Genomic DNA, 19,444 nt, shown 5'->3' on the forward strand with positions numbered 1-19,444 from the left:
TTATCAGGGGAGTTGTACCATCATGACGCCCTTTACCCTTTCTGAAAAATGAATAATATTAACCAGACTATTCACGAATTGAGAAAACCATGGACCTGACGCAACTGGAAATGTTTAACGCTGTCGCTCTGACGGGCAGCATTACGCAGGCGGCGGCAAAAGTACACCGCGTTCCGTCCAACCTGACCACGCGTATCCGCCAGCTTGAAGCCGACCTGGGCGTCTCTCTGTTTATTCGCGAAAACCAGCGACTCAGGCTGTCACCAGCCGGGCATAACTTTTTACGTTACAGCCAGCAGATCCTGGCGCTGGTCGATGAAGCCCGCATGGTGGTTGCCGGAGAGGAACCGCAAGGACTGTTTTCACTCGGCGCGTTAGAAAGTACTGCCGCCGTACGTATCCCCGCGCTGCTGGCGGGTTATAACCAGCGTTACCCTAAAATTCAGTTCGCGTTAACGACCGGTCCTTCCGGCGCCATGCTGGATGGCGTGCTCGAAGGAAAGCTGAACGCCGCCTTTATTGATGGCCCGCTAATGCATCCGGGGCTGGAAGGTATACCGGCTTACCAGGAAGAGATGATGATCGTCGCGCCACACGGCCATTCCGTCGTTTCGCGGGCCAGCGAGGTGAATGGTTATAACATCTATGCTTTTCGCGCCAACTGTTCTTACCGACGGCATTTCGAAAGCTGGTTTCATGCCGATGGCGCGACCCCCGGTACGATTCACGAAATGGAGTCATATCATGGAATGTTGGCGTGCGTAATTGCCGGCGCAGGTATTGCGCTGATGCCAGCAAGTATGCTCAACAGTATGCCAGGACATCATCAGGTGGAAGCCTGGCCGTTGGCGGAGAAGTGGCGCTGGCTTAACACATGGCTAATGTGGCGGCGCGGGGCGATGACGCGTCAGCTTGAGGCCTTTATCGAGTTACTTAACGCCCAACTGGCGAGCGCCGACTGAAGACGAAACGGCCTGCGAAGTAAATGAGAAGCAGGTCACAAAATGATTGTCTTTTCGCCAGTAAACGTTTTAAGATCGCGGCCTCACCTTCTCGCAACTAACCCGAAATATTTTTATGACAATCAATCCAGTTTCCCGCAAGGTCGCGTGGCTACGGGTAGTTACGCTTGCTATTGCCGCTTTTATTTTCAATACCACAGAATTTGTGCCAGTTGGTTTGCTGTCAGACATTGCTGAAAGCTTTCATATGCAAACCGCGCAGGTCGGCATCATGCTAACCATTTACGCCTGGGTAGTTGCCGTCATGTCGCTGCCTTTTATGCTTCTTACCAGTCAAATGGAGCGCCGTAAGCTACTCATTTGTCTGTTTGTTTTGTTTATTGCCAGCCATGTGCTCTCCTTTCTGGCATGGAACTTTACCGTGCTGGTCATTAGCCGTATTGGCATCGCTTTCGCCCACGCTATTTTCTGGTCGATAACCGCCTCTCTGGCGATCCGCCTGGCCCCTGCCGGGAAACGCGCGCAGGCATTAAGTCTGATAGCGACCGGCACCGCGTTGGCCATGGTGCTTGGGCTGCCGATAGGTCGCGTTGTTGGTCAGTATTTTGGCTGGCGCACCACCTTTTTTGCCATCGGCATGGGCGCATTAATTACGCTGCTATGTCTGATTAAGCTTCTACCGAAATTGCCGAGCGAGCATTCCGGCTCACTAAAAAGTTTACCTTTGCTATTCCGGCGCCCGGCGCTAATGAGCCTCTATGTACTAACCGTCGTTGTGGTGACTGCGCATTACACAGCTTATAGCTATATTGAACCGTTCGTTCAGAATGTCGCCGGGCTCAGTGCGAATTTTGCTACCGTCCTGTTACTGATCCTCGGCGGCGCCGGGATCATCGGCAGCCTTGTGTTTGGTAAACTGGGTAATCGTCATGCCTCGTCGCTCGTCAGTATCGCTATTGCCCTGCTGGTTGTCTGTCTGCTTCTGCTGCTGCCTGCGGCGGATAGCGAAGCGCATCTGGCCATACTGAGCATTTTCTGGGGCATCGCGATTATGGTGATAGGGCTCGGTATGCAGGTAAAAGTACTGTCGCTGGCCCCGGACGCGACCGATGTCGCAATGGCGCTATTTTCAGGCATCTTTAATATTGGTATTGGCGCTGGCGCGCTGGTAGGCAATCAGGTGAGTTTGCACTGGTCAATGTCGGCCATCGGCTATATTGGCGCCATACCCGCCTGTGCCGCGCTGGTATGGGCTGTGCTCATATTCCGCAAATGGCCAGTGACGCTGGAAGAACAACCGCATTAAGACATTCGTCTGCCGGGAACAGGTTTCCGGCAGACGACAATGCGCCTTAGTGGTACGTTTTAATAATTTCCAACACGCCGTTGATAATAAATTGCACGCCCATACACACCAGCAGGAATCCCATTAAGCGGGAGATCGCTTCAATCCCCCCTTTACCCACCAGCCGCATAATAGCGCCAGAACTGCGTAAGCATCCCCACAGGATCACCGCCACGGCAAGAAAAATAATCGGCGGCGCGACCATAATGACCCAGTCGGGAAACTCGCCGCCATGACGCACCGTGGAAGCGGAACTGATGATCATTGCGATGGTCCCCGGTCCTGCGGTGCTTGGCATAGCCAGTGGAACAAACGCAATATTGGCCGTCGGTTCGTCTGCCAGCTCCTCCGATTTGCTTTTCGCTTCCGGCGACTCATGCGCCTTCTGCTGCGGAAAAAGCATTCTGAAGCCGATAAACGCCACGATTAACCCCCCGGCGATCCGTAGCCCTGGAATCGAAATACCGAAGGTGTTCATGACTAACTGCCCGGCGTAGTACGCCACCATCATAATAGCGAAGACATAAACCGAAGCCATATAGGACTGCCGGTTGCGTTCCGCACTATTCATATTGCCCGCAAGGCCAAGAAACAGCGCCACGGTGGTTAGCGGATTGGCTAACGGGAGCAGTACGACCAGCCCCAATCCAATCGCTTTAAACAAATCCATCATAATACTATCTCTTACCCATCAGCGTTTCATGAACCGGAAGTATAAAGTGAAATTGCCCAGGCGCGCCATTTCGCCAGTGTGCAAGTTAATATCCTCTACAACCTATAACCTGTAATTATCAATTAGTTACAAGTTATCACAGCACAATACCCCGGACGCCTTTTAGCAAATCGTGGCATCGGCCAATTCATTTAGTTGACTTATACTTTCCTGGGCAATAGTATCTGACGAAATTAATTACTTGCCGGGGCAACCATTTTGAAAAGCACCAGTGATCTGTTCAATGAAATCATTCCGCTGGGTCGCTTGATCTACATGGTAAATCAAAAAAAAGATCGCCTGTTAAATAACTATTTATCTCCGCTGGATATCACCGCAACACAGTTTAAAGTGCTGTGCTCGATACGCTGCGCGGGATGTATTACCCCGGTTGAACTTAAAAAAGTGCTGTCTGTCGATCTCGGCGCATTGACGCGAATGCTCGACCGCCTGCTGTGCAAAGGCTGGATCGAAAGACTGCCGAATCCTAATGACAAACGCGGCGTACTGGTGAAGCTAACGCCGGACGGCGCGGCAATTTGTGAGCAATGTCATCAACGACCAGGGCAAGACCTGCATCAGGAATTAACAAAAAACTTAACGGCGGACGAAGTGGCAACGCTTGAGTATTTGCTCAAGAAAATTCTGCCGTAGACAAAAAAGAGGTATGACGATGTCCAGACGCAACACTGACGCTATTACTATTCATAGCATTTTGGACTGGATCGAGGATAACCTGGAGTCGCCGCTCTCACTGGAAAAAGTGTCTGAGCGTTCAGGATATTCCAAATGGCACCTGCAACGGATGTTTAAAAAAGAGACCGGTCATTCATTAGGCCAATACATCCGCAGCCGTAAAATGACGGAAATCGCGCAAAAATTAAAAGAGAGCAACGAGCCCATTCTCTATCTGGCGGAACGCTATGGCTTTGAGTCACAGCAAACATTGACCCGGACGTTCAAAAACTACTTTGATGTGCCGCCACACAAATACCGGATCACCAATATGCATGGCGAATCACGGTATATGCTGCCGCTGAACCATGGCAACTACTAGTTTGTTTATGCGCCACGCGAAGAGCACCATGAAAATGCTGTTTCCCGCCCTGCCGGGTCTGTTACTTATCGCCTCCGGATATGGCATTGCAGAACAAACTTTGTTACCTGTGGCGCAAAATAGCCGCGATGTGATGCTGCTGCCCTGTGTAGGCGATCCGCCAAATGACCTTCACCCCGTGAGCGTGAACAGCGATAAGTCAGATGAATTAGGCGTGCCCTATTATAACGACCAACACCTTTAACCTCTTTGCCCCGTTTTGCGGGGCATTTTTTTAGTACCGTCTGGCTATGACAAGTCCGCCGCTATTACCCCGCGGCATGGTCTGAAATTAGCGTTTGTCTTCTTAGTAACATAATGCCTCATCCCCTGACACGCGCAGTACGGCGCACACGAAATCCAAACACATTGATATAGAGTCCAGCCATAATCAGTACTGCGCCCGCAAGTTGCATCCCGGTCAACGTTTCCCCGAGTAACACCGCGGCGCTCGCCAGCCCGACTACCGGCACCAGCAATGATAACGGCGCTACGCGCCAGGTCTCATAACGTCCCAGTAACGCGCCCCAGATGCCGTAGCCAAGTATAGTGGCGACAAAAGCCAGATACAGCAGCGACAATATCGTCGTCATATCAATGGTAATAAGGCTTTGCGTAATGTGATCCGCCCCCTCCAGTAGCAGCGATGACAGCAGGAACGGCAGGATCGGGATCAGCGCGCTCCAGACCACCAGCGACATCACCGCCGGGCGCGGGCTATGTTGCATAATTTTTTTATTAAAGATATTGCCGCAGGCCCAGCTAAATGCCGCCGCCAGAGTCAGCATAAATCCCGACATCGCTATATGCTGTCCGTTGAGACTGGCTTCAATCAATACCAGTACACCTATAATCGCCAGGGCAATCCCCGCCAACTGCTTACGTTGTAACCGCTCGCTAAAAACAAACGCCCCCAATGCCATGGTAAAAAAGGCCTGCGCCTGTAATACCAACGACGCCAGTCCTGCGGGCATACCAAACTTTATCGCGCAAAAGAGAAAGGCGAACTGCCCAAAGCTTATCGTCAGCCCATAGCCCAGCAACAGCGTAAGCGGGACTTTAGGCCGGGCGACAAAGAAAATTGCCGGAAACGCCACCAGTAAAAACCGTAATCCTGCCAGCAATAATGGCGGCATATGGTGCAGGCCTACTTTGATGACAACAAAATTGAGCCCCCATACGACAACCACCAGTAACGCCAAAAAACCGTCTTTACGCGACATCATCGGCCCCTGTCATTATTAAAATTTTGTAAAAAGGTAAGTTATCGGAAATCAGTGCGCCATAACAGGACTTTTCTTTTTACCGTGAGCATGGCATTGAACAACACACGATGGGCAAAATCCTGCGTTATGGTATGTTAAGACTACGCTATAGCGTACAGACATCATGCTTTTGCGGGCACGGTAGATTAAAACGTCCCGATACGTAACCTCCATTTCAGGCAGGAAAAATGAATCCAGGATTGAGACGTTCGACGTTGGCTCTACTCGCCGCATCGCTGTTATTGACAATTGGACGCGGCGCCACGCTCCCCTTTATGACCATCTATCTTAACCGTCAGTACGGTTTAGGCGTGGATCTGATTGGCTACGCGCTGACCAGCGCGTTAACGATCGGCGTCGTCTTTAGTCTTGGCTTTGGGATTCTGGCGGACAAGTTTGATAAAAAGCGCTACATGTTACTCGCGATTATCGCCTTCGCCTGCGGATTTATCGCCATCCCAATGGTGCACAATGTCGTACTGGTTGTCCTGCTTTTTGCGCTTATTAACTGCGCCTATTCGGTTTTTTCTACCGTCCTGAAGGCCTGGTTCGCCGATAACCTCACCGCGACAACAAAAACACGGATTTTTTCGCTCAATTATACCGTACTCAATATCGGCTGGACGGTTGGCCCGCCGCTCGGCACGCTGCTGGTGATGCAAAGCATCAATTTACCCTTCTGGCTTGCCGCTATCTGCTCCGCATTTCCGCTGGTCTTTATTCAGGTATGGGTGACACGTTCGGTTGCCGCCAGCGAGGGGAAAAATGCCGCTATCTGGTCTCCCTCCGTTCTGCTGCGCGACAAAGCATTATTGTGGTTTACGCTTTCGGCATTTCTGGCCTCCTTTGTGGGGGGCGCCTTTGCGTCCTGTATTTCACAGTACGTTATGGTCGTTGCCGATAGCGGCTTCGCGGAAAAAGTGGTAGCCGTCGTCCTGCCGGTTAATGCGGTTATTGTGGTCAGTTTGCAATACGCCGTGGGCCGTCGACTTACCGCCGTCAATATTCGACCAATGATGACGACCGGCACCGTCTTTTTTATCGCCGGGCTCATCGGATTTATTTTTTCAGGCGACAATCTGTTTTTTTGGGGGCTTTCAGCGGCAGTATTCACGATTGGCGAAATTATTTATGCCCCCGGCGAATATATGTTAATTGACAACATTGCGCCTGCCGGGATGAAAGCCAGCTATTTTTCAGCGCAATCGCTGGGCTGGCTGGGTGCGGCAGTAAACCCGCTGGCCAGCGGCGTCATCCTGACGACGCTTCCCGCCTGGTCGCTTTTCGTTGTCCTGATAATCGCCATTGTGTTCGCCTGGGCACTGATGTTAAAAGGAATGCGGATTACCCCTACGCAACAGGCTATCACCTGCTAATTATCTGCAGCCAGTGATGTGCGCCGTTTCTGGCGCACCGGGTTAACCCTATATATTGCAGGCTAATTATCTGCTGTCACTGCGGTAATTCAGGAATATTCCTGGGCGCTGACGAAAATATTCTAATGTTTTACCCTTCCAGTAAAATAAATACGCAATTCAGACTTTGCTTAAGTATAAATTAGTACTATAGTCTGTACGAGGTTTTTTAAAAAAGAGGATGCACGCTAAAATAAGGAGAAACGAGATGTTAGGCAGTATTAACCTTTTTATCGTTGTATTAGGAATTATTTTATTTTCCGGATTTCTGGCCGCCTGGTTCAGTCACAAATGGGATGATTAATGAACGGAGATAATCCCTCGCAGAGCCGGCCCCTTGCTGCATCGTTGCGCAAGGGGCCGCTTTTGTCTGGATGGCAGGCAAAAAAAAACCGCCGGTTCACCAGCGGTAAATGCTTGCATGGATAGATTTGTGTTTTGCTTATACGCTACCGGGCAAATTCTTGCGAGGATAACGGATCGCTAACGACTGTAGCACCGTCAATATCAATGAAGCTTAAACGATACGCACCCAGACCTGAATAAGACATTATGGGACCTTTTGTCCCCCAGGCGCTTTTACAAGACCCATGGTATCAGGCCAGCCGCATGCCCCGTATGGCTGACCTGGAGATTGCCGGTTAGCGCGCGTTATTTTTGCAGTCGGTTCACGCGAACAAGCGGTTCCTTCGCTTTCTTGTCCAGACTACCGTTAATGTTGATCATTTGATCCGGCTGAACTTCCCGCCCATCAAATACGGCGGAAGGAATTATCACGTTAATCTCGCCGGATTTATCACGAAATACATAGCGATCGTCGCCTTTATGATCAATAAGGTTGCCGCGCAGCGAAACGGTCGCGCCATCATGCAGAGTTTTTGCCTGTTCGATGGTCATTTTTTCTGCATCATCCGTACCGCGATAACCATCCTCAATAGCATGAGGCGGCGGCGGTGCCACGTCTTTTTTTAATCCCCCTTGATCATCCGCTAGCGCGTAAGGCATTATCAGAAAACTTAGAAATGCAGCCACCTGTAGTTTCATGCTCTCTCCTTAATAACGTCTATTTGACGTATTAAGTCTGGCCGCTATTTTTAGTTTTTACAAACATGAATTTACCCGCAGAATATTAAGCAATAAAATCAACCCATCCGGATTAATATGCAACCGATATCAGCGCCGGTGAGCGCAAAAGCGTAACGGCGTAATAGAGAACTTGCCACATAGCTGAAGTCATATGCATCAACATCTGGATAGCAATTCAGAATAATCGGCTTTATTTTTTGAGGATAATGGCCTTACGCATAATCAATGACAGTCATCGCCGCAGGAAAACAATCATTCACTGACAATGTCATAAAATAAATATGCCATACTTGAGAAGAACGAACATATTTCATTTGTCTCTGTAACGGAAAAATAAACGATGAGATTAGAACAGCACGATATTGTCACCCTTGATGAAGCCGAATCCGTCGATAGCCTGACAAAAAAACTTGGTGATTTACTGGTTAACCAGAAACTCCGTCTGACCACTGCAGAATCCTGCACTGGCGGGAAACTGGCTTCAGCATTGTGCGCAGCAGAAGATACGCCCTCATTTTACGGTGTGGGTTATGTCACCTTTACTGATGAAGCCAAAGCAAAAATCTTACGCGTACAACGCCACAGTCTTGCCGAACATACCGCCGTCAGCGAAGCGGTCGTTACTGAAATGGCACAGGGCGCTAAGGATCAGGCTGAGGTCAATATCAGCATAGCGATCAGCGGCTATGGCGGTCCGGAAGGCGGCGAAGATGGCACGCCGGCGGGCACCGTTTGGTTTGCCTGGAATATTAACAATACAACTTTTACAAGCCGACAACATTTCAACGGAGATTGTCAGGAAGTATTGGAAAAATGCGTACGCTTCGCCCTCGCTGAATTGCTTTTTCTGTTAACGAAGAAAGCATAAACAATAATTTCATCTGACCGGTCAGAATAACTCCCGGTCAGAATAAAAAAATGCGAGCCTATGGCCCGCATCGTATGTGCAATATTTCAGAATATATTTACGAAATATCAGCAGTAAAATTAATTGCCGGATTTCCGTCCGCCACTGTGGCTGTTCTGGCCACCTTTTTTACCCGCTTCAGATGCACGCTGTGGGTCGTTTTTAAAGTTCCCACCGCTATGCTGGCCGCCTTTACGACCTGCTTCTGAGGCTTTCTGTTTATCTTCTGCAAAATTACCGGAACCGCCGCGATGTTCTGCCATAATATAATCCTCATGATGATGTTGCGTTTTAAATATGATATGTCTTCTCATATCATGTGATACAGTTCTAAATCTAGTCGCCCTGTGCGCAGTGTCAAATTCATTTCTGCATTATTTACATAATTCCGATGCGTGGCGGAAAATATATTTTTTGAAAACATCAACAGCGAAGCGGTAATAAATCTTTGGCAATCAAGCCACCACGGGAAAATAAGTAGAAAAATCCGAATGCACGCCCTTGTTATATTCAGACAACTTAACCCCATAAATTTAACTGGCTGTCATCAGAAGTGCAGGATTCATTTTCAGGCGGTTGTTCGACAGTGCCGAACAACCGTATCAGCTTAGCGATCGAGCCCACGATATTGCAACATGGGGTCAATATGCGGTTCATGTCCACGCCAGGCTGAATAAAGCGTTTCTAAATCAGTACTATTCCCCCGGGAAAGGATAGCATCACGAAAACGCTGCCCGTTTTCACGCGTCAGGCCGCCCTGCTCTACAAACCATTGATAACCGTCATCCGCTAACATTTGCGTCCACAGGTAGGCGTAGTATCCCGCTGCGTAGCCGCCGCCGAAGATATGGGCAAAATAACTACTGCGATAGCGGGGCGGCACTGCCGGTAAATCAAGATGCTCGGCGGCCAGCGCCTGCTGCTCGAACTCAGCGACAGACTGCTCTGCTACGCTCTCCTCCAGCATATGCCAGCGCATATCCAGCAATGCGGCGCCGAGCAATTCAGTCATATCGTAACCTTTATTAAATAAACTCGCCTTGCGCATTTTTTCCTGTAAATCAGCAGGCATTTTTTCACCGCTGTCGACATGACGCGCGTAGCGTTCGAACACACGTGGATGGCTCGCCCAATGCTCATTAATCTGGGAGGGAAACTCGACAAAGTCGCGGGGCGTATTGGTACCTGAAAGCGTGGCATAGCGCTGAACGGCAAACAAACCATGTAACGTATGACCAAACTCATGGAAGAGCGTAATAACGTCGTCCCAAAGCAGTAATGCAGGCTGCCCATCAACCGGTTTCTGATAGTTACATACATTGTATATAACGGGCCGGGTTTCATTGAGTGTGGATTGCTCGACAAAATTCCCCATCCACGCGCCGCCGCTTTTCGAGTCCCGCGCGAAGAAGTCGCCATAAAATAACGCCATGCCGACACCATCGGAGTCGAAAATCTCCCACACCCGAACATCAGGGTGATACACCGGAATGTCAAAACGCTCGACGAAGGTGATGCCGAATAGCTGGTTGGCGGTCCAGAAAACCCCCTCTTGCAACACCGTATTTAAGGCAAAATAGGGCTTCAGTTGCGCTTCATCTAACGCATATTTTTCCCGCCGTACCTGTTCGGCATAGAACATCCAGTCCCAGGCCTGAACGGTGTAGCCGCCCTGCTCACCATCAATGACGTTCTGAATTTCCGCCTGTTCATTGAGTACACGCTGACGCGCTGGCGGCACAATGCCACGCATAAAGCTCAGTGCGGCTTGCGGCGTTTTCGCCATCTGATCGGCCATTTTCCATGCGGCATAATTGGGGAAACCCAGCAGTTTTGCCTGACAGCGACGAATCTCTACCAGACGCTGAACGATAGCGCGGGTATCGTGGACATCTCCTTTTTCCGCCCGAGTCCATGACGCTGCGAATAAATTTTCGCGGGTCTGGCGATCGCGCAGCGTAGCAAGCGCAGGCTGTTGCGTCGTATTAAGGAGCGGAATGAACCAGCGCTCCTCCAGGCCTTTTTCACGCGCCGCTTCAGCAGCGACGGTCATTTCTTCCGGGCTTAATCCTGCCAGGCAATGCGCGTCATCTACCGCCAGCCCGCCCGCTTTACTTGCCGCCAGCAGACGCTGATTAAACTGACTCATTAAGGTCGCGGATTCAGTATTCAATACCTTCAGTCGCGCTTTATCCTCTTCGGCAAGCTGCGCGCCTGCCAACACAAAACGCTGATGGATAACATCGACCAACCGTAGCGACTCATCATCCAGCCCCAGTGAGTGACGCTGTTGCCAGACGGCGTCCACGCGAGCGAATAACGCGCTATTCAGATAAATATCGTTGGAGAGCGCCGCCAGCTCGGCAGAAAAGGCCTCATCCAACCGCTGGAGTTCATCGTTAGTGTGCGCGGCCGTCATCGCGAAAAAAACGCTGGTGACGCGTGACAGAAGCGCCCCACTTTGCTCCAGCGCCAGAAGCGTATTCGTAAAGTCAGGGGCCGCCGGATGATTGACGATGGCCTCGATTTCCACGCGTTTTTGCCGCACGCCCTCATCAAAAGCAGGACGATAATGGCAATCTTTGATCCGATCAAAACGCGGTGCCTGATAAGGCAACATACTCTGGTCTAACAAAGGATTCGTCGACATTTTTCACTCCTGAAAATAGGTTGATCATAAGAGTAAGCTTCCCCCTATGCTGACCGCAACCGTGTTAACCAGGATTACCCTTTCATAAACGCCGCGTGCTATGGTAATACAACACAAAAAGCGTTGAGGAACTGTGTGATGATCGTTTTAGTAACTGGAGCAACCGCAGGGTTTGGCGAGTGCATTGCACGCCGTTTTGTTGAGAATGGACATAAAGTCATTGCCACGGGACGTCGTCATGAACGCCTGCAAGCGTTAAAAGATGAGCTTGGCGAGAACGTATTGACCGCCCAACTGGACGTGCGCAACCGCGCGGCCATCGAAGAGATGATGGCCTCTCTGCCTGCGCAGTGGCGCGATATTGATGTGCTGGTCAATAACGCCGGTCTGGCGCTGGGTCTTGAACCGGCGCATAAAGCCAGCGTAGAAGACTGGGAAACTATGATCGATACTAATAATAAAGGCTTAATTTATATGACCCGCGCCGTGCTGCCAGGAATGGTCGAACGTAATCGCGGTCATATCATTAACATCGGTTCAACCGCCGGCAGTTGGCCTTATGCTGGTGGCAACGTCTATGGCGCGACGAAAGCCTTTGTGCGCCAGTTTAGCCTGAATTTGCGCACGGATTTACACGGCACGGCGGTTCGCGTGACCGACATTGAACCGGGTCTGGTTGGCGGTACCGAGTTTTCCAGCGTCCGTTTCAAAGGCGACGATGAGAAAGCGGGTAAAACCTACGAAAATACCACCGCGCTCACGCCAGAAGACATTACCGAAGCGGTATGGTGGGTGGCCACACTCCCCGCGCATGTGAATATTAATACCGTTGAAATGATGCCTGTTACCCAATCCTTCGCAGGGCTCAGCGTCCACCGTAGCTAAGGGGTTATACCCGGTCTGCGGGCCGGGTAATCCCTGGCAAACGTATCTGCAACCAGAAACATGATCGGTATAGACCGCCACGGAAAAGTGGTAGAGTATCCGGGTCAACCGCCTAAAAAGTAAGAATGAATGACCGTCGAAACGCAGCTTAACCCTACACAGCCTGTCAACCAGCAAATTTACCGTATTCTTCGGCGTGATATCGTGCATTGCCTGATCCCGCCTGGCACGCCGCTATCAGAAAAAGAGGTCTCAACCCGTTTTAACGTTTCGCGTCAACCGGTGCGCGAGGCTTTTATAAAGCTGGCGGAAAATGGGTTGATTCAGATCCGCCCTCAGCGCGGTAGTTATGTGAATAAGATTTCGCTTTCTCAGGTACAGAATGGCTGTTTTGTACGGCAGGCGATCGAATGCGCGGTGGTCCGCCGTGCGGCGGCGATGATCACCGACAACCAGTGCTATCAACTGGCGCAAAACCTGCACCTGCAACATATTGCCATCGAGCGCAAACAGATTGATGATTTTTTCCAGCTTGATGACGATTTCCACCAAAAACTGGCGCAGATCGCCGATTGCCAGTTAGCGTGGGATACCATTGAAAATATCAAAGCGACAATCGACCGGGTTCGCTATATGAGTCTGGATCATGTTTCTCCGCCGGAGATGTTGTTGCGCCAGCACCATGATATTTTCTCCGCGCTGGAAAATCGTGACGGCAATGCGGTTGAGAGCGCCATGACCCAGCATTTGCAGGAAATTAGCGAATCCGTTCAGCTTATCCGTCAGGAAAACAGCGGCTGGTTTAGCGAAGACTAACCCCCTTTAACGTCGGGGTGAGACGCCTTCTCCGCTTTCTCACCCTGCACATTCCCGCCTAAAAAGCCGTGAGCTTGATCAAAAACAAAAAAAATTCGCAACGATAAGCGTATTTATATGTCGCCCGTCATGCGGGGAAACCTGCGGGCTTTGGCAGTAAGTTTGAAAGGAGAAAACACCATGATGACATACGATCGTAACCGTAACGCAATCACTACCGGTAGCCGGGTCATGATAAGCGGCACGGGTCATACCGGGATTATCAAAGCCATTGAGAGCGAAGGTCTGGATGCAGGTCAAATTCGCCGCGGCAAAACGGTGATTGTCGAAGGTTGTGAAGGTAAATTCGCGCCGGTCGAACTGATTCGTCTTGGCATGAACTGATACTACTGGCCGCTAAGAACCGCTCCGGCCTTCCCGGTAGCATAATGCTACCGGGTCTCTGTTGCGCTACTTCAACCGCTCGGCATATTTCGCCACGCTCGCTTTCGCGCCATATGTCAGTAAACTGTCATAGGCTTCTTGCACTTTTTGCGTAAACCGCGCCGCCTGCGGCAAATCGTTGCCGAAAATTTCTGCCATTCCCAGCAGCGCCTTAACACGACTTGCGCCTTCTTCACTGTTTGCCACGGCGCGCTGAATAACCGGCAATAGCGGATCGCTGACGTCGATCGCCTTGCCCTGCTCATCCACGCCGCCAACGTAACGCATCCACCCCGCCACGCCCAGCGCCAGCAAATCAAAATCGCTATGATTAGCAAGATGCCAGCGAACGGAGTCCAGCATACGCTGCGGAAGTTTCTGGCTGCCATCCATCGCAATCTGCCAGGTACGATGACGCAGCGCCGGATTACGGTAACGCGCAATCAACTGATCGGCATAACGCTGTAAATCTACCCCCTGGACTTTCAGCGTGGGCGCCTGCTCGCGTAACATTAACGCCTGCGCGGTCAGACGATAGTTGTCGTCAGCCATGCAGTCATTAATATGCTGATAGCCGGCAAGATACCCCAGATAAGCCAGGAATGAATGACTGCCGTTAAGCATTCGCAGTTTCATCTCTTCAAACGGAACCACGTCGGCGACCAACGTCGCGCCCGCGTTTTCCCACTGCGGACGCCCCGCCACAAACGTATCTTCTATCACCCACTGACGAAACGGTTCGCAGGCGACGCCCGCCGGATCGCGCACGCCGGTCAGTTGTTCGATTTTATCCAGCGTCTCCGGCGTGACCGCAGGGACAATCCGATCAACCATGGTTGACGGAAATGTCACGTTTTGCTCGATCCATATCGCCAGTTCCGCATCCACCTCCCGGGCGTAAGCCGTCACAACCTGACGCGTCACATGCCCATTTTCCGGCATGTTGTCGCAGGACATCACGGTAAATGCCGGTAAGCCTGCGGCTTTACGACGCGCTAACGCTTCGACAATAATACCCGGTGCCGTTAGCGGTTGATGCGGATTTTGCAGGTCGGCGGCAATCATGGGATGTTCCAGCAGAAGTTGGCCCGTGGCTGGCGAATGACAATACCCTTTCTCGGTAATGGTCAGAGACACAATCGCTATTTGCGGTTCGCACATCGCCGCCAGCACACGTTCCAGACCATCAACCTGAACATGCAACGCCGCTTTGACGACGCCCACCACACGCGCCGTCCAGGCTTCCGCCGACATCTCCGCCACGGTATAGAGGTTATCCTGCTGCTTTAGATCGGCAATCTGCTGTTCGCCGCCAATAAGATTAACCTCATAATAGCCCCAGTCGCTATGCTGCTCCGCAGCCAGAATATCTGTATAAACCCCCTGATGCGCGCGATGAAACGCGCCAAAACCGAGATGGACCATCCGCGCCGCCAGCGCCGCGCGATCGTAATCAGGAAGCGTCGCCTTTGCCGATAAAAGCCTGTTTTGCATTTTATAACCTCTATATTCTGAAAGCGGAGCAGTCGCAGGGTAACGCCTGCCCTGGTGCATTTGGATTTACGCTAATTAAACAAAAGTGACCGGACAGCATGGCCGAAACCGCATTAGCGTTCCGGCCATACCGTCGACACGATTTAACTCGTCTGGGTTGCGGAGTGGCGTAACTTCTCTGCCGCTGTCGCTTCCGCCGCATCCTCAGGCAAACTCAGGTCGCGATCTCTGACCTCCGGCATCAACAGCGCAGAAATCAGACCAATACACGAGTAGAGCACCAGCATAATTAAGATGGGCAGCCAGGAATCGGTCATGTTACAAAAGATCCCTGCGAGGACGGGGCCAAAACCGACCGCCACCAGGCCCCCTGCCTCTTTTGAAATCGCCATCCGGGTGAAGCGATTACGCGATCCGAAAATTTCCGCCATGGTGATGTTTTCCAGCGCAAATAATCCCAGCACGGCAAAGTTATGAATAACAATGAGCGCCGCCATAATTACGCCAGGGCTATACGTTTTATCTACCACAATAGACAGCATCGGCCAGGCGAGAATAATCGCGGAGATATTCAATATTATATACGGCAGCCGACGACCGTATTTATCGGACAACCACCCCAAGAGTGGGATAGTGATAAAACCAATTACGGAACTTATCATTAACGCATCGGTTGGGATAGATTTGTTAAATAATAACGTCTGAACTAAATATCCGGCAAGGAAGGTTTGAATAAGCCCAGAATTCCCCGCCTGCCCAAAACGTAAACCGGTGGCCAGCCAGAAAGATTTGCTGGTAAACATCGCGCCCAATGTATTTTCTGACGCAGGCGTTAACGCTGGCGATTTTTCGCCTTCGCTTACTTTTTCGAATACCGGACTTTCTTTCAAATTCATTCGCAGCCAGATCGCGAATATCATGACAACGACGCTCGCCAGGAAAGGAATACGCCATCCCCAGGCGATCAGTTGTTCGCGTTCAAGCGCAAAGAACATCACCGCCCAGATCGCCGTCGCGCTCAACGTACCGCAGTTGGTGCCCATCGCGACCAGCGAGGAAATGATGCCACGCTTTCCTTTCGGCGCATACTCGGCCAGCATAGTACCCGCGCCGGAAATTTCCGCCCCGGCGCCCAGCCCCTGTATAATTCGCAATGTTACCAGTAATACTGGCGCAAAAATGCCGATTTGCGCATACGTCGGCAGTACGCCAATCAGCGTGGTGCAGATCCCCATCATGGTGATGGTAATAAACAATACTTTTTTTCGTCCGATGCGGTCGCCCATTTTACCAAAAACAAAGGCGCCGATGATTCTGGCTATATAACCTGCACCATAGGTGCCCATTGCCAGAATAAGCGCCATCGCGGCAGACTGTTCCGGGAAAAATATCTCATGGAAGACCAGATCCGCGCCTAGTGAATATAACTGAAAATCCATAAATTCAAGCGCGGTGCCTAACCAGCCAGATACGGCAGCGCGCACTAAATCCTGAGTCGATCGTTCATGCTTTATTTGTGTCATATAGGCAATCTCTAAGAGGTAAGATGCGTACCACTTACTCGCAATTATTTATATTATTTCGCAAACGTGAGTAAGACTTTGCAGCATTGACGCTGGTCTTTCTCGAAAAGCTCAATCGCGTCGGTGACATGTTGATAATCAAATGTATGCGTTATCAGCTTATCCGGATCAATAAGCCCTTTATTCAGCCAGTCAATCACGACCGGGAATTTATTGGCATTAAGACGCGATGAATAAATAGCCAGCTCTTTTCCGGTAATACCCTGCTGTACAATCTCACACGGGTCGCTGGAAAATCCCATCAGGACAATGCGTGCCGCAGGCGATGCAAGGGTAATCGCCTCTTGCAGGATAGCGGGATGACAGGCGGCATCGACAATCAAGGTCGGTTTTAGCGCCTTCTGCTGTAGAAATTCCGCCAGTGAATGTTGACCATTATTGAGGGTCCAGTCAGCGCCGCTCTGCTTCGCCATCGCTAAACGCTCTTCAATGCGATCAACGACTATGACGGTTTTAACCTGATAAACCCCTTTCAGCGCCTGTACGGTCGTCAGTCCCATCGGGCCTGCGCCATAGATAAGCGCCACGTCCTGTTCGGTTGGATTCACCTGCCCCGTCACATTTGCCGCAATGGTAAACGGCTCAACCATGACGGCATGATGGTCTGCGATGTTGTCCGGTATGCGATGAGCATTACGGGCCGGCGCCACCGCATACTCGCTGAAACCGCCGTCACGATGCACGCCCAGCACCACCAGCGAGGTACACACATTGGGTTTACCGACTGAACAAGGGTAACAATGCCCGCAACTGATCACCGGATCGACGGATACCCGTTCTCCTATCCGGTCGCGATTGACGTTGTCGCCTACCGCGTCGATGACACCGAAAAATTCATGGCCTATGACACGGGGATATTTTGCAAAGGGATTATGTCCCCGATAAATATGACTGTCGGAACCGCAGATACCCGCCAGTTTCACTTTAATACGAACTTCACCCGGCGCAGGCTGCGGAAGCGCGCGCGTTTCGATAGTTAATGTATTCGGTTTTTCGATTACGATGCTTTTCATTTTTCGCTCCTTACCAGTTCCACAGTGTGCCGTCTTCCAGGCGGGCCACCGGCAAATAGGCTGGATCGTACGGATATTTCGCCGCCAGTTTTTCATCGAACTCAATGCCCAGTCCTGGCTTGTCGCCCGGATGCATATAGCCGCCCTCGAACGTCCAGTTATGCGGGAAAACCTCCAGCATCTGTTCGGAGTAGCCCATATACTCCTGTACGCCAAAGTTAGGCACCCACAGGTCGAAATGTAATGCAGCGGCCATACAAACCGGCGACAGATCGGACGGCCCATGCGAACCGGTACGCACCTGGTAGAGCGAGGCAAAATCGGCAATGCGGCGCATCCCGGTAATACCACCAGCATGGGTAAGCGTGGTGCGGATATAGTCAATCAATTGCTCTTCAATGAGCTGTTTGCAATCCCAGATACTGTTAAAGACTTCGCCTACCGCAATCGGCGTGACCGTATGCTGGCGGATGAGGCGGAAGCACGCCTGATTTTCAGCCGGCGTCGGATCTTCCATCCAGAACAAACGATAGTCTTCAATACATTTGCCAAAGCGGGCAGCCTCAATAGGCGTCAGTCGGTGATGCATATCGTGCAGAAGATGTTCATTAAAACCGAACGTATTACGCACGGCGTCAAACAGCTTTGGCGTAAAATCGAGATACTTTTCCGTTGACCACAACTGTTCTTCCGGCCACTGGCCTTTTGTCGCAGGCTCATAGGCCAGCCCCTTGCCTTTCGCCATGCCGTAGGTGGTTTTCATCCCCGGAACGCCGCACTGCACGCGGATTGCTTTGAACCCTTGCTCTTTATGACGCGCGTAGTCTTCCAGCACATCGTCGATGGTGTGGCCTGTGGTATGGCAATACACCATGACGCCTTCACGCGAAGCGCCGCCGAGTAACTGATACAACGGCATATTGGCGGCTTTGGCTTTAATATCCCATAGCGCCATATCAACCGCGGAAATGGCGGACATGGTGACAGGGCCACGGCGCCAGTACGCGCCTTTGTAGAAGAACTGCCAGATATCTTCGATGCGGCGAGCATCCCGCCCGATGAGCTGTGGGCACAGGTGATCGGTAAGGTACGAGGCCACCGGGAGCTCGCGTCCGTTCAGGGTGGCATCCCCCAGACCGGTGATCCCGTCTTCCGTGGTTATCTTTAAGGTGACGAAGTTACGCCCTGGACACGTAACAAAAACTTCAGCCCCTACAATCTTCATGTTTATTCCTTACATCGCATTATGGGATGCAGGAAATTTACCCAACTGAGCTACTACCATACAAGTATATTGATGTAAAAAGCGCTGCCAGATCACAAAATGTTCTGGTCGCGCGGCAATGTTACGTACGTCCCCATCCGACGACGATAATCAGCATTCCACACAGCGCGATCAGCGCGCCGCACCAGTCATAAACCGTGAGCCGGACGCCATCGACAACACGTAACCACAGGAGCGCAGTACAGACATATACCCCACCGTAAGCCGCATAAACCCGCCCACTCGCCGCCGGATGCAAGGTCAAAAGCCAGACGAATAACGCAAGTGACGCAGCGGCGGGCAGAAGCCACCACACGCTGGCGCCGCGCTTAAGCCATAGCCAGGGAAGAAAACATCCAATGATTTCACAGAGAGCGGTGACAAAGAAAAGCAGAGTCGTCTTTAGCATGAGATTCATTTGGTTACGAAATGATAAGTGATAATACAACAGAATATCGTTACGGTTATCCGGCCATTCTTGTGTATATGCCAGGCATAAGGATTGGTGTAGAATTTACAGGTGGTTTA

The 19,444-nt window shown here is 51.2% G+C and carries 21 protein-coding genes; 11 read left to right on the plus strand and 10 right to left on the minus strand.

Features of this window, described 5'->3' with window-relative positions; translation table 11 throughout:
• Positions 1 to 89: 89 nt before the first annotated feature.
• Together ACH0VJ_RS02090 and ACH0VJ_RS02095 are read left to right on the plus strand one after the other, a co-directional pair.
• The gene (locus ACH0VJ_RS02090; protein ID WP_000366537.1) at positions 90 to 962 is read left to right on the plus strand and encodes a LysR family transcriptional regulator; all 873 of its coding nucleotides are present in this window, start codon (positions 90 to 92) and stop codon (positions 960 to 962) included.
• A 115-nt stretch (positions 963 to 1,077) separates the two neighbouring features.
• The gene (locus ACH0VJ_RS02095; protein ID WP_079833525.1) at positions 1,078 to 2,268 is read left to right on the plus strand and encodes a sugar transporter; all 1,191 of its coding nucleotides are present in this window, start codon (positions 1,078 to 1,080) and stop codon (positions 2,266 to 2,268) included.
• A gap of 46 nt (positions 2,269 to 2,314) precedes the next feature.
• Here ACH0VJ_RS02095 and ACH0VJ_RS02100 read toward each other — a convergent pair whose 3' ends face one another.
• Positions 2,315 to 2,980: a MarC family NAAT transporter gene (locus ACH0VJ_RS02100; protein WP_000968968.1), complete on the minus strand. Its 666-nt coding sequence runs from the start codon at positions 2,978 to 2,980 to the stop codon at positions 2,315 to 2,317.
• Between the two features lie 258 nt (positions 2,981 to 3,238).
• Between ACH0VJ_RS02100 and marR the strand changes: the two genes are divergently transcribed.
• From marR to marB, 3 genes are read left to right on the plus strand one after another with little or no spacing between them, the layout of a single operon-like run.
• Positions 3,239 to 3,673, plus strand: coding sequence for a multiple antibiotic resistance transcriptional regulator MarR (marR, locus tag ACH0VJ_RS02105; protein ID WP_000843434.1), 435 nt, complete (start codon positions 3,239 to 3,241; stop codon positions 3,671 to 3,673).
• A 19-nt stretch (positions 3,674 to 3,692) separates the two neighbouring features.
• The gene (marA, locus tag ACH0VJ_RS02110; protein WP_000091194.1) at positions 3,693 to 4,076 is read left to right on the plus strand and encodes an MDR efflux pump AcrAB transcriptional activator MarA; all 384 of its coding nucleotides are present in this window, start codon (positions 3,693 to 3,695) and stop codon (positions 4,074 to 4,076) included.
• Between the two features lie 28 nt (positions 4,077 to 4,104).
• Positions 4,105 to 4,320: a multiple antibiotic resistance protein MarB gene (gene marB, locus ACH0VJ_RS02115; RefSeq protein ID WP_000783049.1), complete on the plus strand. Its 216-nt coding sequence runs from the start codon at positions 4,105 to 4,107 to the stop codon at positions 4,318 to 4,320.
• Between the two features lie 118 nt (positions 4,321 to 4,438).
• On the opposite strand, the gene eamA is transcribed toward marB, so the two are convergent.
• A complete protein-coding gene (eamA, locus tag ACH0VJ_RS02120; RefSeq protein WP_000987750.1) occupies positions 4,439 to 5,341 on the minus strand; it encodes an O-acetylserine/cysteine exporter in 903 nt (300 codons plus the stop codon).
• A gap of 227 nt (positions 5,342 to 5,568) precedes the next feature.
• Between eamA and ydeE the strand changes: the two genes are divergently transcribed.
• Positions 5,569 to 6,756 (plus strand): efflux MFS transporter YdeE, encoded by a 1,188-nt coding sequence (gene ydeE / locus ACH0VJ_RS02125; protein WP_001068043.1) that lies wholly within the window; start codon positions 5,569 to 5,571, stop codon positions 6,754 to 6,756.
• Between the two features lie 247 nt (positions 6,757 to 7,003).
• The gene (mgtS, locus tag ACH0VJ_RS02130; protein ID WP_000901531.1) at positions 7,004 to 7,099 is read left to right on the plus strand and encodes a protein MgtS; all 96 of its coding nucleotides are present in this window, start codon (positions 7,004 to 7,006) and stop codon (positions 7,097 to 7,099) included.
• A 347-nt stretch (positions 7,100 to 7,446) separates the two neighbouring features.
• On the opposite strand, the gene ACH0VJ_RS02135 is transcribed toward mgtS, so the two are convergent.
• Positions 7,447 to 7,839 carry a YdeI family stress tolerance OB fold protein gene (locus ACH0VJ_RS02135; RefSeq protein WP_000776348.1) on the minus strand — a complete coding sequence of 131 codons (393 nt, stop codon included), beginning with the start codon at positions 7,837 to 7,839 and terminating at the stop codon, positions 7,447 to 7,449.
• Between the two features lie 382 nt (positions 7,840 to 8,221).
• Between ACH0VJ_RS02135 and ACH0VJ_RS02140 the strand changes: the two genes are divergently transcribed.
• Positions 8,222 to 8,749 (plus strand): 2-oxo-tetronate isomerase, encoded by a 528-nt coding sequence (locus ACH0VJ_RS02140; protein WP_001235357.1) that lies wholly within the window; start codon positions 8,222 to 8,224, stop codon positions 8,747 to 8,749.
• Positions 8,750 to 8,868: 119 nt separating this feature from the next.
• Here ACH0VJ_RS02140 and ACH0VJ_RS02145 read toward each other — a convergent pair whose 3' ends face one another.
• Positions 8,869 to 9,051: a general stress protein gene (locus ACH0VJ_RS02145; protein ID WP_000807643.1), complete on the minus strand. Its 183-nt coding sequence runs from the start codon at positions 9,049 to 9,051 to the stop codon at positions 8,869 to 8,871.
• 344 nt (positions 9,052 to 9,395) lie between these two features.
• The gene (dcp, locus tag ACH0VJ_RS02150) at positions 9,396 to 11,438 is read right to left on the minus strand and encodes a peptidyl-dipeptidase Dcp (protein ID WP_000106271.1); all 2,043 of its coding nucleotides are present in this window, start codon (positions 11,436 to 11,438) and stop codon (positions 9,396 to 9,398) included.
• Positions 11,439 to 11,576: 138 nt separating this feature from the next.
• On the opposite strand from dcp, the gene ydfG reads away from it, so the two are divergent.
• The 3 genes from ydfG to ydfZ all read left to right on the plus strand — a co-directional run bounded on the left by ydfG (position 11,577) and on the right by ydfZ (position 13,523).
• The gene (ydfG, locus tag ACH0VJ_RS02155) at positions 11,577 to 12,323 is read left to right on the plus strand and encodes a bifunctional NADP-dependent 3-hydroxy acid dehydrogenase/3-hydroxypropionate dehydrogenase YdfG (protein WP_000636564.1); all 747 of its coding nucleotides are present in this window, start codon (positions 11,577 to 11,579) and stop codon (positions 12,321 to 12,323) included.
• A gap of 129 nt (positions 12,324 to 12,452) precedes the next feature.
• Entirely contained in the window at positions 12,453 to 13,139 is a 687-nt protein-coding gene (locus ACH0VJ_RS02160; RefSeq protein WP_000215562.1) for a GntR family transcriptional regulator, read from the plus strand.
• Positions 13,140 to 13,319: 180 nt separating this feature from the next.
• A complete protein-coding gene (gene ydfZ / locus ACH0VJ_RS02165; protein WP_000989267.1) occupies positions 13,320 to 13,523 on the plus strand; it encodes a putative selenium delivery protein YdfZ in 204 nt (67 codons plus the stop codon).
• Positions 13,524 to 13,589: 66 nt separating this feature from the next.
• Here the strand turns inward: ydfZ and ACH0VJ_RS02170 are convergent, their stop codons facing one another.
• From ACH0VJ_RS02170 to ACH0VJ_RS02190, 5 genes are all read right to left on the minus strand, one after another.
• Positions 13,590 to 15,056: a mannitol dehydrogenase family protein gene (locus ACH0VJ_RS02170; RefSeq protein WP_001181261.1), complete on the minus strand. Its 1,467-nt coding sequence runs from the start codon at positions 15,054 to 15,056 to the stop codon at positions 13,590 to 13,592.
• A gap of 143 nt (positions 15,057 to 15,199) precedes the next feature.
• Positions 15,200 to 16,579: an MFS transporter gene (locus tag ACH0VJ_RS02175; protein WP_114049884.1), complete on the minus strand. Its 1,380-nt coding sequence runs from the start codon at positions 16,577 to 16,579 to the stop codon at positions 15,200 to 15,202.
• 53 nt (positions 16,580 to 16,632) lie between these two features.
• The gene (locus ACH0VJ_RS02180; RefSeq protein WP_000836494.1) at positions 16,633 to 17,652 is read right to left on the minus strand and encodes a Zn-dependent oxidoreductase; all 1,020 of its coding nucleotides are present in this window, start codon (positions 17,650 to 17,652) and stop codon (positions 16,633 to 16,635) included.
• A gap of 10 nt (positions 17,653 to 17,662) precedes the next feature.
• Entirely contained in the window at positions 17,663 to 18,877 is a 1,215-nt protein-coding gene (rspA, locus tag ACH0VJ_RS02185) for a starvation-sensing protein RspA (protein ID WP_000706265.1), read from the minus strand.
• Between the two features lie 121 nt (positions 18,878 to 18,998).
• Positions 18,999 to 19,325 (minus strand): YnfA family protein, encoded by a 327-nt coding sequence (locus ACH0VJ_RS02190; protein ID WP_000921389.1) that lies wholly within the window; start codon positions 19,323 to 19,325, stop codon positions 18,999 to 19,001.
• Positions 19,326 to 19,444 lie beyond the last annotated feature (119 nt).

Source organism: Salmonella sp. 2020_1459, from assembly GCF_043847915.1.
GTDB classification, from domain to species: Bacteria; Pseudomonadota; Gammaproteobacteria; order Enterobacterales; family Enterobacteriaceae; genus Salmonella; species Salmonella enterica.